Source organism: Streptomyces sp. PT12, assembly GCF_003311645.1.
Classification (GTDB): domain Bacteria; phylum Actinomycetota; class Actinomycetes; order Streptomycetales; family Streptomycetaceae; genus Streptomyces.
In genome coordinates this window covers 43,195-55,471 of record NZ_QEST01000079.1, presented here as the reverse complement: position 1 = coordinate 55,471, position 12,277 = coordinate 43,195, and the positions used below count along the sequence as shown (strand labels likewise).

The following is a 12,277-nucleotide window of genomic DNA, read 5'->3' as shown; positions in this document are numbered from 1 at the left end:
GCGCTCAGCGCGGGAGCGGCACGTGGCGGCCGTCGGTGCGGACGCGGAGGTGGCTGTTCTCGCGGCTGTTGAGGTCCTCGAGCACCGCCTGCGCCTGCATCTCCTCGGCCCGCGCAAGATCCTCGCGCCCCAGCCCGCGCAGCGCCGCCGCCCGCCACGTCCGCTGCTGCGCCACCACGATCGGGTCGAACGGCTGCTCGGCGGCGTGGCCCAGCGCGCGGTCGGCCCAGCGGGCCGCCTCCTCGAACTCGCCCATCTCCAGGTGGTATTCGGCCAGCACCCCCGCGGCGATGGTCCGCTCGTACGGCAGGGGCGCCGCCTCGTAGTTGCGGGTGAGCAGGCCGCGGGCCTCGTCGTGGTGGCCGAGGAACAGCTGGCAGCGGCCGAGGTTGTTGATGATCTGCGGCCTGAACTCAGCCATGCCCGTCTCCGCCACCTCGGCCAGGGCCCGCTCCGCCGCCTCGACGGCCTCGGTCAGGCGCCCGGCCGAGCCCAGGCACGGCACCAGGTTCAGGGTCATGACCAGGGCGTCCATCCGGCGGTCGACGGAGCGGCACAGCTCGATCCCGCTGCGCAGCAGCTCCACGCCACGGTCGCCGCTGCCCTGCTGCCCCGCCGCCTTGCCCAGCTGCCCGTACGCCACGGCCTGAGCGAAGCGGTCGCCCCTGCGGCGGCCGACGTCGAGCGTGAGGTCGCACAGCCGCCGCTGGGCGCGCCAGCTCAGCCGCATCCCGAAGTAGCTCTCCAGGGCGCGCACGCACTCGAGCGAGAACGTCGAAAGCGGCGCGCCGCCCAGCTCGTCGCCCGCGTCGTACTCGGGCGCCGACAGCTGCTGCGCCAGCGAGATCACGTCGTCCAGCACCTCGTCGGCCCACGGCAGCGACTCGTCGACCGAGGTGAAGAGCCGCCCCTGCGGATAGCGGTCCGCGCCCGCCTGATACCGCCTGCGGTAGTAATCGGGCAGCGCCAGCGGGACGTTGACGCGGTAGAGCGAGCCCAGATACCAGCGCGCCAGCTCGGCCAGGCGCTCGGTGGTGCCGCGGCGCGGCAGCCTGGCCGCCTGCCAGGCGGCGGCCGAACGCACCAGGTCGTGCAGCGTGTAGACGCCGGGCCACGGGCTCTCGGCGATCCTGGCGTCCACCAGCCGCTCGAGCGCCCGCCGCGCCTGCCCCGCCTGGCAGCCCACGAGCGCGGCCACGGAGCCGGGGCTGAACGAGCGGACCGCGGCGGCGCCGAGCAGCGGGAACATCCCCGCCGCCCGCCGGTCCTCCGGCTCGGCGCCCGCCGCGAGCTGGTCGATCGAGACCATCAGGCTGGCCCGCAGATCCAGGTCGTCGGTGGTCAGCTCGTCCATGCGGCACCGCTCGTCGCGCAGCACGGCGATGAAGTCGGCCACCGACCAGCGGGGCCGCGCCGCCATCCGTGCCGCCAGGATCCGCAGCGCGAGCGGCAGCCTGCCGCACAGGCCGACCAGCTCCTCCCACCGCTCCCGCGTGCCGCGCTCCGCACGCCCGACCGCGACCGTCCGCACGAGGGCCACCGCCTCCTCGGTGGTCAGCGGGCCCAGGTGCAGATGGCGCCCCGACGAGAGGCCGGTGAGCGCGGTGCGGCTGGTCACCAGCGCCGCGGAGCCCGGCTCGACGGGCAGCAGCGGCCCCACCTGCGCCACGTCGAGGGCGTTGTCGAGGACGAGCAGCACACGGCGCGCGGCGAACTGCTCGCGGTAGAACGCCGCGGCGGCCGTCGGGTCCTGGGGCACTTCCTTGCCCGGGGTGCCCATCGAGGCGAGCAGCACCCGGCGCGCCTCGGCCAGGTCGAGCGGGGGGTCGCGCGGGTCGGCGCCGCGCAGGTCCACATAGAGCAGCCCGTCGGGGAAGCGGTCGGCCACCTCGCGGGCCGCGCGCACCGCGAGCGTGGACTTGCCCACCCCGCCTGGGCCGTCGATCAGGCAGACGGCGGGCGCGGCCGAGGCGCCGGTCAGCCACGAGCGGAGCCTGGCCAGCTCGAGCCCTCGGGCGACGAACGTCGCGCCGGGCGAGGGGAAAGGCGCGAGGCGCGCCCGCGGCCCCTGGGCCCGTGCCGCGGACGCGGCGTCGCGCAGGGCCCGTTCGAGCACCTGCTGCTCGACCGTGCGCCCGCAGCGCCGCAGCGCCGCGATGGCCTGCCGGGTCAGCCGCTCCCTGTGCGGGTGCGCCCGCGCCGCGGCGAGCAGGTCGTCGGCCACCTCGGTGTGCCGCCCCAGGGTCAGGCTCAGCTCGAACCAGTCCTCGAGGGCCGCCAGTCTCAGCTCGGCAAGCCCCGGCCCGACCGCCGCCCGCAGCGGCCCCCGCGGCACGTCGTCCAGCGGGGTCCCGCGCCACAGCCCCAGCGCCCGCGCGAGCAGCCCGGCCGCGCGCTCCGGGTCGCGCTCCGACACCGCGCGCGCCTGCCGCGCCGCCGCGTGGAAGCGCCCCAGGTCGGTCTCGGTGGGAACGACCGCGAGCCGGAAGCCGTCGGGCGCGGTCAGCAGGCGGGCCTCGGGCAGCATCCGGCGCAGCCTTGCCACGCAATCGCGGAGGGCGGCCGCCGCGTCATCGGGCGGCTCGGGCCCCCACACCTGCTGGACGAGGACGGCCGTCGGCACGACCTCGCCCGCACGCAGGGCCAACGCCGCGAGAACGGCGCGCAGTCGAGGGGTCGTCACGGGCAGCGGGGTGCCGGAGTCCGCCACCACCTCCAGCGGGCCGAGGAGCCGGATGTCCAAGGGAAACCCCCACCGCCGATGCCGTGGCTCCCCACTCTACTGCCCGGAAGCGCGCTCCCTCATGGGCTGAAGAATGGCCACACACTCCAGGTGCTGGGTCATCGGGAAGAGGTCGAACGCCCGCAGGAAGCGCGGCGCGTAGCCCGCCGCGCGGAAATGGGCCAGGTCACGGGCCAGCGCCGCCGGGTCGCACGCCACATACGCCACCCGACGCGCGCCGAGCGACGCGATCCGCCGCACGACCTCGTGCCCCGCCCCGGCCCGCGGCGGATCCAGGACAACCAGGTCGGCCCGGGTGATACCGGTCCTGGGGAGCACCCGTGCCACGGGCCCCTGTTCGACGCGCACCCGCGGAAAATCGGCGAGATTGTGCCTGGCGTCCCGCACGGCCCGTGCCGACGCCTCGATCCCGAGGACCGCGCCGCCCTCCCCCACCCGGTCGGCCAGCGCACCCGCGAACAGGCCGGCGCCGCAGTAGAGATCGAGCGCCATCTCGCCCTTGCGCGGCGTCAGCCCGCGCATCACCGCGTCCACCAGCAGGCCCGCGGCCTCGCGGTGCCCCTGCCAGAAGCCGCCGCCCGACACCCGCCAGGTGCGCCCGTCGGCACGCTCCCGCAGGAACGCACGGCCGTGGACCCGGTGCACCTGCTGCTCGCCGCCACGCCCCCGGCTCTCCTCCGCGCGCATCACGGACACCGGCCGCTCCAGAGCCACCAGCGGCAGCCGGCCACCTGGCCGCGGGGTCAGCACCACCATCCGGTCGCTCGATCCGGTCGCCGCCGCGGCCTCCACGGTGGCGATGCCGGGCCAGGAGCGGCCTTCGACGCCGAGCTCGGTGACCTCGTCGGCGGCGATCAGGCAGCGGTCGACGGGCTCCACCTCGTGCGAGCGGTGGCGGCGCAGCCCCGCCCTGCCCTCGTCGTCCACCGCGTACTGCACCCGGGTGCGCCAGGCTGGCACCTGGCCCGCGGGGACCTTGTCCCCGGGGGCGGGCTCGACCGTGCCGTCCCAGCCCGCCTCCTGCGGCGTCAGCCCGGCGAGCGCGCGCAGCTGCTCGGTCAGCACCTCGCCCTTGAGCCGCCGCTGGGCGCCCGGCTTCACATGCTGCCAGTCGCAGCCACCGCAGCGCCCTGGGCCGGAGAAGGGACAGGGCGCCGGGACGCGGTCCTTCGACGCGGTCAGCACGCGCACCGCGTCGGCGCGCAGGAACCGCGCGCCCGCGTGCCCCTCGGTGACCCGGGCGACCACGCGCTCCCCCGGCAGCGTATGGCGCACGAAGAGGACGCGGCCCTCGGCGGTGCGAGCCACGCAGTGCCCGCCGTGCGCCACCGGGCCCACCTCGACCTCGTACTCCTGGCCCACCAGGGAGGCCACCTCGGTCGTCGATGTGTCGCTGGCCATCAGGCGGCGCTCCAGGGGGATCGTTCGGGGAAAACCACGGCCTTCCAGTCTACGGCCGGCGCGCCCCGTGCCTCACCCCGCGCCGGACGCGCCTGGGGCCGTGGCGCTCGTGGCGGCGCCTGTGCCGCCTGCGGGCGTTCTCCGCCGAGGCGAGCTGCCAGGGCACCGAGGTCACGGTGACGCCGGGGGTCAGCAGCAGCCTGGCCTTGAGGCGCAGCGCGCTCTGGTTGTGCAGCAGCGCCTCGTACCAGTGGCCGACGACGTACTCGGGGATGATCACGCTCACCACGTCGCGCGGGTGGGCGCGGCGCAGCTCCTTGACATGGGCGACGACGGGGTGCGTGACCTCGCGGTAGGGCGCGTCGAGCACCTGGAGCGGGACGTCGACGCGCCGTTGCTCCCACTCGGCCTTGAGCTTCCTGGTGTCCTCGGGGTCCACGTCGATCGTGACGGCGACCAGGCTGTCGGAGCGCAGCAGCTTGGCATAGGCGAGGGCGCGCATCGTCGGCTTGTGGATCTGGGAGACCAGCACGACGGCGTGGACCTGGGAGGGGCGCACGTCCAGCTCCTCCTCGGGCACATCGAGCGCCAGCTCGCCGGCGACCGCGTCGTAGTGGCGCCTGATGCCGGTCATCACCGCGTAGAAGAGGGCCATGCCGACCAGCGAGACCCAGGCGCCATGGGAGAACTTGGTGAACAGCACGATCACCAGCACGCTGGCGCACAGCGCGGCGCCGAAGCCGTTGAGCGCGCGGGCCCTGTGCATGCGGCGGCGGGCGGCCGGGTCGCGCTCGTCGGCCAGCAGCTGGTTCCAGTGCTTGACCATCCCGGTCTGGCTGAAGGTGAACGAGACGAACACGCCCACGATGTAGAGCTGGATCAGCTGGTTGACATTGGCGCGGAACGCGATGACGAGCAGCGCCGCGAGCAGCGTGAGCAGCGCGATGCCGTTGCTGAACGCCAGCCGGTCGCCGCGCGTGTGCAACTGCCGTGGCAGGAAGCGGTCCTGGCCCAGGATCGAGCCCAGCACGGGGAAGCCGTTGAACGCGGTGTTGGCGGCCAGGAAGAGGATCATCGCGGTCACCGCGGCCAGGCCGTAGAACGCGAGCGACCCGCTGCCGAACACCGCCTCGCCGACCTGGGCGATCACCGGGTCCTGGTGGAAGCCCTGCCCCGCGGGCTCCCCGTCCACGATCAGGTCCCTCGCCGGGTCCTCCGCCACCCGCACATGGGTGTGCAGCGCGAGCGCCATGATGCCGAGGAACATCACGCTGGCCAGCGTGCCCATGATGGCGAGCGTGCCCGCGGCGTTGCGGCCCTTGGGCTCGCGGAACGCGGGAACGCCGTTGCTGATCGCCTCGACCCCGGTGAGCGCCGCGCAGCCCGAGGAGAACGCCCGCAGCAGCAGGAACGCCGTGGCCAGGGACGACAGATCGGTCTGTTCGGGGACGATGTCGAAGTCGGCCGAGGGCGCGCGCATCGTGTCGCCCATCAGCACCTTGAGCCCGCCCCACGCGACGGTCAGCAGCACGCCGACGACGAACGCGTAGGTGGGGATGGCGAAGAGGGTGCCCGACTCCTTGACGCCCCTGAGGTTCAGCAGCGCGAGGGCGAGGATGACGACGAGCGCCGAGGCGACCTCGTTGTTCTCGACGACGCCCACCGCGGAGCCGAGGTTGTCCACGCCCGCCGAGACGGACACGGCCACGGTCAGGACGTAGTCGACGAGGAGCGCGCTGCCGACCGTGAGGCCCGCCCGGCGCCCGAAGTTGGTGGAGACGACGGCGTACGCGCCCCCGCCGCCCGGGTAGGCATGCACGGTCTGCCGGTAGGAGGCGACCACGGTGATCATCAGGATCACGACGGCCACCGTGATCCACACGCTGTGGTGATAGGCGGCGAGCCCCGCGATGGACAGTATGAGCAACACCTCGCCGGGGGCGTACGCGACCGAGGAGAGCGGGTCGGAGGCGAAGACGGGCAGGGCGATGCGCTTGCGGAGCAGCGTGTCCCTGAGCGCGTCGCTGCGCAGGGCGCGGCCCAGCAGCAGGCGCTTGGGGTGGTCCATGGGGCACACCGTACGCCGGACCCGCCCCTGAAACGGACAGCCGATGACCTGCCCGGTAGCGTGGTCCGCACCGAAGGAGACCTATGCACATCGTGATCATGGGCTGCGGACGGGTCGGCGCGACCTTGGCCCAGAGCCTGGAGGAACGCGGCCACTCCGTCGCGGTCATCGACCGGGACCCGACCGCGTTCCGCCGCCTCGGCTCGCGCTTCGGCGGCCGCAGGGTGACCGGACTCGGCTTCGACCGTGACACGTTGAACGAGGCCGGGTTGAAGGACGCGGGCGCGTTCGCCGCCGTCAGCAGCGGCGACAACTCCAACATCATCGCGGCCCGCGTCGCCCGCGAGGTCTTCGGCGTGGAGAACGTCACCGCGCGCATCTACGACCCCCGCCGCGCCGAGGTGTACGAGCGCCTCGGCATCCCCACCGTGGCCACGGTCCGCTGGACCGCCGACCAGATGCTGCGGCGGCTGCTGCCCGCGGGCGCCGAGCCGCTGTGGCGCGACCCCAGCGGCGGGGTGCAGCTGTCCGAGGTCCATGTGGCCGCGGCGTGGCTCGGCCACACCGTGAGCGCCTTCCAGGAGCGCACCGGGGTGCGGGTGGCGTTCATGACCCGGATGGGCGAGGCGATACTGCCCACCGCGCGAACGGTGTTGCAGGAGGGCGACCTGGTGCACGTGATGATGTACGGCGACCGGGTGGCCGAGGTGGAGGCGGCGTGCATGCTCGGCCCCGAGGAGCCCCGATGAGAGTCGTGATCGCGGGAGCCGGCGCGGTGGGCCGCTCCATCGCGGCGGAGCTGCTGGAGAACGGGCACGAGGTGCTACTCATCGACAAGGCGCCGGGCGCCGTCTCGGTCGAGCGGGTGCCCGAGGCGGAGTGGCTGCTCGCCGACGCGTGCGAGATCGCCACGCTGGACGAGGCCGCCCTGGAGCGCTGCCAGGTGGTGATCGCGGCCAGCGGCGACGACAAGGTGAACCTCGTGGTGTCGCTGCTCGCGAAGACCGAGTTCGGGGTGCCCCGCGTGGTCGCCCGGATCAACCACCCCAAGAACGAATGGCTGTTCAACGACGCGTGGGGCGTCGATGTGGCCGTCTCCACGCCGCGGCTGATGTCCGCGCTGGTCGAGGAGGCCGTGAGCATCGGCGACCTGGTGCGGCTGCTGCGCTTCAGCCAGGGCGAGGCGAACCTCGTGGAGATGACCCTGCCCGATGGCGCCGGTCTGGTCGGCACGCGCGTGGGCGAGGTGGCGTGGCCGCAGGACACCGCGCTCGTCACCATCATCAGGGGCGCGCGGGTGCTGATTCCCGATCCCGACGACGCCCTTGAGGCGGGCGACGAGCTGCTGTTCGTGGCCGCGCCGGCGCGGGAGGCGCAGCTGGAGAAGCTGCTGTCGCCGCGCCGGGGCGGCGACGAGGACGCCTGAGGCCGCGCGGGCGGGGCGTCAGGCGTTCAGAGGCGTAAGGCGTTCAGGCGTCAGTCGGAGGTGCGTGAGCCGAGCCGGTCCTTCTCGCCGTCGGGCGGGCCCGCCTCGGCCGCCGCCGCGCCCCTGGCGGCCTTCTGCCCGGCTTCCTCCGCCGCTTCCTTCGCCCGTTTTTTCGCGGCCTCCTTGGCCCTCTCGCGCTCCTCCCACTCCGCGATCACATCGATCGGGGCGGGCGCCTTCACCAGGATGATCCATGTGAGGTAGACGGCCAGCAGGAACGGCGGGATGCCCAGGGCCACGCGGAGCCAGCCGAGCTGGGTGGCGTCGCCCCAGAAGTAGATGGGGAAGGTGATCGCCGACTTGCCGAGCAGGATCGCGCCCCACACGTAACTTGCCTTGGTGTAGGCCGCCTTGCGCCCTGGGTTGCGGGTGCGCCAGGAGAGGTTCTCCTTGAACACGGGGCCCAGGACCACGCCGAGCAGCGGCACCCCGGCCAGCGAGGTGACCACATAGGCGACGCCGAGGCCCAGGGTGTAGAGCATGCCGGGGAGGTAGAAGTTCTTCGCGTCGCCGGACATCATCGCGAAGAGGGCGCCGAAGCCGACGCCGAAGATCCCGCCGAACGCGTGCTTGGCGGTGTCCCGCCGCGCGAGGCGCGCGACCAGGAGCACGGCGGAGAGGCTGAGGGCCGCGACGGCCGAGACGTTGATGCTGCGGTTGATCGTGTAGCTCAGCACGAAGACCAGCCCGGGGACCGTGGTCTCCACCATGCCGCGGACGCCGCCGAACGCCTCGAAGAACGCCTCGCGCGTCGCCGCCTCGTCCACCTCGGGGGGGCCTGCCTCGTCCGCACGGCGCTCCGGTGGGTTCACCTGGCTACTCCTGTCCACGGGGTTGCAGCTGGTAACGGGGATTGAACAACACCGGCCTGCCGTGCGTCACCGTGACCCGCCCTGAGGCGACGATGGAACGCCCCGGCTCGATGCCGGCGATGGCGCGCCGCCCCAGCCAGACCACCTGGAGCGAGGCGCTGCCGTCGTCCAGCTCGGCCTGGAGCGCGGGCAGGCCCGCCACCGCCCGCTCGGTCACGGTGCGCAGCGTACCGGTCACCCGGACCACGGGGCGACCGGCAGGTCCCTCGCCGCAGTCCCTGATCCGGGTGCAGCCCGCATCGGGAGGCTCGTCCGCCGCGCTGAGATCCCCGCCATCGCCGGGGCCGCTCCGCCCCAGGAGCCGCCACAGGCGGCCCCCGCGCTTCCGGGCCCCCGAGCCACCATCGGCACTCATGCCATCAGCGTAACGTGGGCGCGCCCGGCGGGGGTCCCGCTCGGGCGGATCCCGATCAGCGCTCGAACCGGTATCCCATGCCGGGCTCCGTGATCAGGTGGCGCGGCGCCGAGGGGTCGGCCTCGAGCTTGCGGCGCAGCTGCGCCATGTAGACCCGCAGATAGTTCGTCTCGGTGCCGTAGGACGGGCCCCACACCTCCTGGAGCAGCTGCTTCTGGCTGACGAGGCGGCCTGTGTTGCGGATCAGCACCTCGAGCAGGTGCCACTCGGTCGGGGTGAGGCGGATGTCGCGCCCGTCGCGGTGGACCTTCTTGGCCGCGAGGTCGATGGTGAAGCCGCCGATGTCCACGACCGCCTCGTCCTCGGCGGCGCTCGGCTCGGCGCGGCGCACCGCGGCGCGGAGCCTGGCCAGCAGCTCGTCCATGCCGAACGGCTTGGTCACGTAGTCGTCCGCGCCCGCGTCGAGCGCCTCGACCTTCTCGTCCGAGGTGTGGCGGGCGGAGAGGACGATGATCGGCACCCGGGTCCAGCCGCGGATGCCGGTGATGACCCGGACGCCGTCCATGTCGGGCAGCCCGAGGTCGAGGATGATCACATCGGGGTGCCGGTCGGCCGCGAGGCGCAGGGCCGAAGCGCCGTCGGCCGCGGTGTCGACCTCGTACTTGCGCGCCTTGAGGTTGATGACGAGCGCCCGCAGGATCTGCGGCTCGTCATCGACCACGAGGACCCGGTGCATGGGCTGCCTCCCGTTCTGTCCTGGCCGTCTGGCGTGCGGTGGGGAGAGTGAGCACCATGGTCAGCCCTCCGCCCGGGGTGTCCTCGGCGTGCAGGGTGCCGCGCATCGCCTCGGCGAAGCCGCGGGCGACGGCGAGCCCGAGGCCGACGCCGTTGCCCCTCGGGGTGTCCCCGTACCGCTGGAACGGCTCGAAGATCCGCTCCCTGTCGCCCTCGGGAACGCCGGGCCCCCGGTCAACGACGCGTAGCTCGACCGTGTTCCCCAGGGTGCTGGCGCGGACCAGGACGCGCTGGCCGTGCGGGCTGTACTTGACGGCGTTCTCCACGATGTTGGCGACGCTGCGTTCGAGCAGCCCCGGGTCGGCCGCGGCGAACGGCAGCGACTCGGGGATGTCCAGCTGCACCTGGGAGACGTCTGGCATGCCGGTGAGCGCCCTCGGCACCACCTCGTCCAGGTCGATCTCGCGGATCAGCGGCTCGACGGTGCCGGTCTGGAGCCTGGACATGTCCAGGAGGTTGCCCACCAGCTGGTCGAGGCGGTCGGCGCCCTGCTCGATGGCCTCGAGGAGGTCGGCCTCGTCCTCGTCGGACCAGGCGACGTCGTCGGAGCGCAGGCTGGAGACGCTCGCCTTGATCGCGGAGAGCGGCGTGCGCAGGTCGTGCGAGACGGCGGCGAGCAGGGCGGTGCGGATCCTGTTCCCCTCGGCCAGCTTGTGGGCTCGGCCCGCCTCGTCCTTGAGCCGCTGGCGGTCCAGGATCGCCGCGGCGTGGGCGGCGAACGCGGTCAGCACGCGGCGGTCCTCTGCGGGCAGCACCCGGCCCGAGAGCGCGAGCATCGTCCGGTCGCCCACGGGCACGTCCACGTCGGCGTCGTCGGGCTTGTTGAGCGGGCGGGCCTGGTCGGTGACGGAGACGCTGCCGACGCAGGACCACGTGCGGCGCTCGGGGTCGCGTTCGAGCAGGGCGGCCGTGTCCATGCCGAAGGTCTCCCTGGCCCGTTCGAGCAGGGCGGTCAGGGAGTCCTCGCCGCGCAGCACGCTCCCGGCGAGCAGCGTCAGCGTCTCGGACTCGGCGCGCAGCCTGGCCGCCTGCTGGGTGCGGCGGGCCGAGCGGTCCACCACCGTCGCCACGGCCACGGCGATGGCGAAGAAGACGACGATCGCCACGACGTTGTGGGCCTCGGAGACCGACCACTGGCGGGTGGGCCTGGCGAAGTAGTAGTTCAGCAGGAGGGAGCCGACGAAGGCGGAGACGACGCCGGGGTAGAGGCCGCCGGTCAGGGCGGCCAGCACGGTGACCGAGAGGAACAGCAGCACGTCACTGGCGAACTCCGCGCCCGGCGACGGCTCGGGCATCGCCAGGGTCAGCAGCAGCGGGCCCGCGATGCCGATGATCCAGCCGGTGATCAGCCGGGAGCGGCCCAGTCTGGCGCCGCGCGCCGAGGGCAGCCCCCGGCCCTTGGCCACCTCGTCGTGGGTGACGATGTGCACATCGATGTCGGAGCCCGACTCGCGGGCCACGGTGGAGCCCACGCCGGGCCCGAAGATGTACTGCCACGCCTTGCGGCGGCTGGAGCCGAGCACGATCTGGTTGGCGTTGACCCCGCGGGCGAAGTCGAGGAGCGAGGCGGGGATGTCGTCGCCGATCACATGGTGAAACGATCCGCCCAGCTGCTCGACCAGCGTCCGCTGGGCGGCGAGCTCGCGCGGGGACGCCGAGGTCAGGCCGTCGGAGCGGGAGACGTAGACGGCAAGCACCTCGCTGCCCGAGCTCTTGGCCGCCATGCGGGCCGCGCGCCGGATCAGGGTGCTGCCCTCGGGGCCGCCGGTGAGCCCGACGACGATGCGCTCCCTGGCGTGCCACGTGGACCGTATGCCGTGCTCGCTGCGGTACCGCTGGAGGTAGGCGTCCACGCGGTCGGCGGTCCACAGCAGCGCCAGCTCGCGCAGGGCCGTGAGGTTCCCGGGCCTGAAGTAGTGCGACAGGGCGGCGTCCACCTGGTCGGGGGCGTAGATGTTCCCGTGGGCCATGCGGCGGCGCAGCGCCTCGGGCGCCATGTCGACCAGCTCGATCTGGTCGGCGCTGCGGACGACCTCGTCGGGCACGGTCTCGCGCTGGCGTACGCCGGTGATCGACTCGACGACATCGCCAAGGGACTCAAGGTGCTGGATGTTGACCGTGGAGATGACGTCGATGCCCGCGTCGAGCAGCTCCTCGATGTCCTGGTACCGCTTCTCGTGGCGCGAGCCCGGCACGTTCGTGTGGGCCAGCTCGTCCACGACGGCGACCTTCGGGGCGCGGCGGATCACGGCGTCCGTGTCCATCTCGCCGAAGACCCGCTCGCGGTAGGTGAACTCCTTGCGCGGGACCTGCTCGAGCCCCTGGAGGAGGACCTGGGTGCGGGGCCTGTCGTGGTGCTCGACGAGGGCGACGACCAGGTCGGTGCCGCGCTCGGCGCGGCGGTGGGCCTCGGAGAGCATGGCGTAGGTCTTGCCCACGCCAGGGGCGGCGCCCAGATAGATTCGCAATCTGCCGCGACGTGCCATATTTCCATTCTCGCTCACCCGCCGTGGTCGCCGGCCCGCCCGGTTGCGGGGCGGGCCGGCCGCGGGGCGGC

General features: G+C 73.4%; 9 protein-coding genes. 2 read left to right on the top strand and 7 right to left on the bottom strand.

Annotated features, from left to right (window positions below; translation table 11 throughout):
- Positions 1-4: 4 nt before the first annotated feature.
- The 3 genes from DEH69_RS06655 to DEH69_RS06645 are packed head-to-tail and all read right to left on the bottom strand — an operon-like array spanning position 5 to position 6,212.
- Complete coding sequence (locus DEH69_RS06655) at positions 5-2,743, bottom strand: BTAD domain-containing putative transcriptional regulator (RefSeq protein ID WP_113685941.1); 2,739 nt, start codon at positions 2,741-2,743, stop codon at positions 5-7.
- Between the two features lie 36 nt (positions 2,744-2,779).
- Complete coding sequence (locus DEH69_RS06650) at positions 2,780-4,144, bottom strand: class I SAM-dependent RNA methyltransferase (RefSeq protein ID WP_113685940.1); 1,365 nt, start codon at positions 4,142-4,144, stop codon at positions 2,780-2,782.
- A 49-nt stretch (positions 4,145-4,193) separates the two neighbouring features.
- Positions 4,194-6,212: an APC family permease gene (locus tag DEH69_RS06645; RefSeq protein WP_113685939.1), complete on the bottom strand. Its 2,019-nt coding sequence runs from the start codon at positions 6,210-6,212 to the stop codon at positions 4,194-4,196.
- An 83-nt stretch (positions 6,213-6,295) separates the two neighbouring features.
- Here DEH69_RS06645 and DEH69_RS06640 point away from each other — a divergent pair, with 83 nt between their 5' ends.
- A complete protein-coding gene (locus tag DEH69_RS06640; protein ID WP_113685938.1) occupies positions 6,296-6,961 on the top strand; it encodes a TrkA family potassium uptake protein in 666 nt (221 codons plus the stop codon).
- Positions 6,958-7,638 carry a TrkA family potassium uptake protein gene (locus DEH69_RS06635; protein WP_113685937.1) on the top strand — a complete coding sequence of 227 codons (681 nt, stop codon included), beginning with the start codon at positions 6,958-6,960 and terminating at the stop codon, positions 7,636-7,638. Before DEH69_RS06640 ends, DEH69_RS06635 begins: the two co-directional genes overlap by 4 nt.
- 50 nt (positions 7,639-7,688) lie before the next feature.
- Here DEH69_RS06635 and DEH69_RS06630 read toward each other — a convergent pair whose 3' ends face one another.
- The 4 genes from DEH69_RS06630 to DEH69_RS06615 are packed head-to-tail and all read right to left on the bottom strand — an operon-like array spanning position 7,689 to position 12,206.
- Positions 7,689-8,465: a DUF3159 domain-containing protein gene (locus tag DEH69_RS06630; protein WP_258534519.1), complete on the bottom strand. Its 777-nt coding sequence runs from the start codon at positions 8,463-8,465 to the stop codon at positions 7,689-7,691.
- 49 nt (positions 8,466-8,514) lie between these two features.
- Positions 8,515-8,925 (bottom strand): OB-fold nucleic acid binding domain-containing protein, encoded by a 411-nt coding sequence (locus DEH69_RS06625; protein WP_113685936.1) that lies wholly within the window; start codon positions 8,923-8,925, stop codon positions 8,515-8,517.
- Positions 8,926-8,980: 55 nt separating this feature from the next.
- Positions 8,981-9,661, bottom strand: coding sequence for a response regulator (locus DEH69_RS06620; RefSeq protein WP_113685935.1), 681 nt, complete (start codon positions 9,659-9,661; stop codon positions 8,981-8,983).
- Positions 9,636-12,206 (bottom strand): sensor histidine kinase KdpD, encoded by a 2,571-nt coding sequence (locus DEH69_RS06615; protein WP_113685934.1) that lies wholly within the window; start codon positions 12,204-12,206, stop codon positions 9,636-9,638. The genes DEH69_RS06620 and DEH69_RS06615 overlap by 26 nt, the downstream gene beginning before the upstream one ends.
- Between the last annotated feature and the right edge of the window lie 71 nt (positions 12,207-12,277).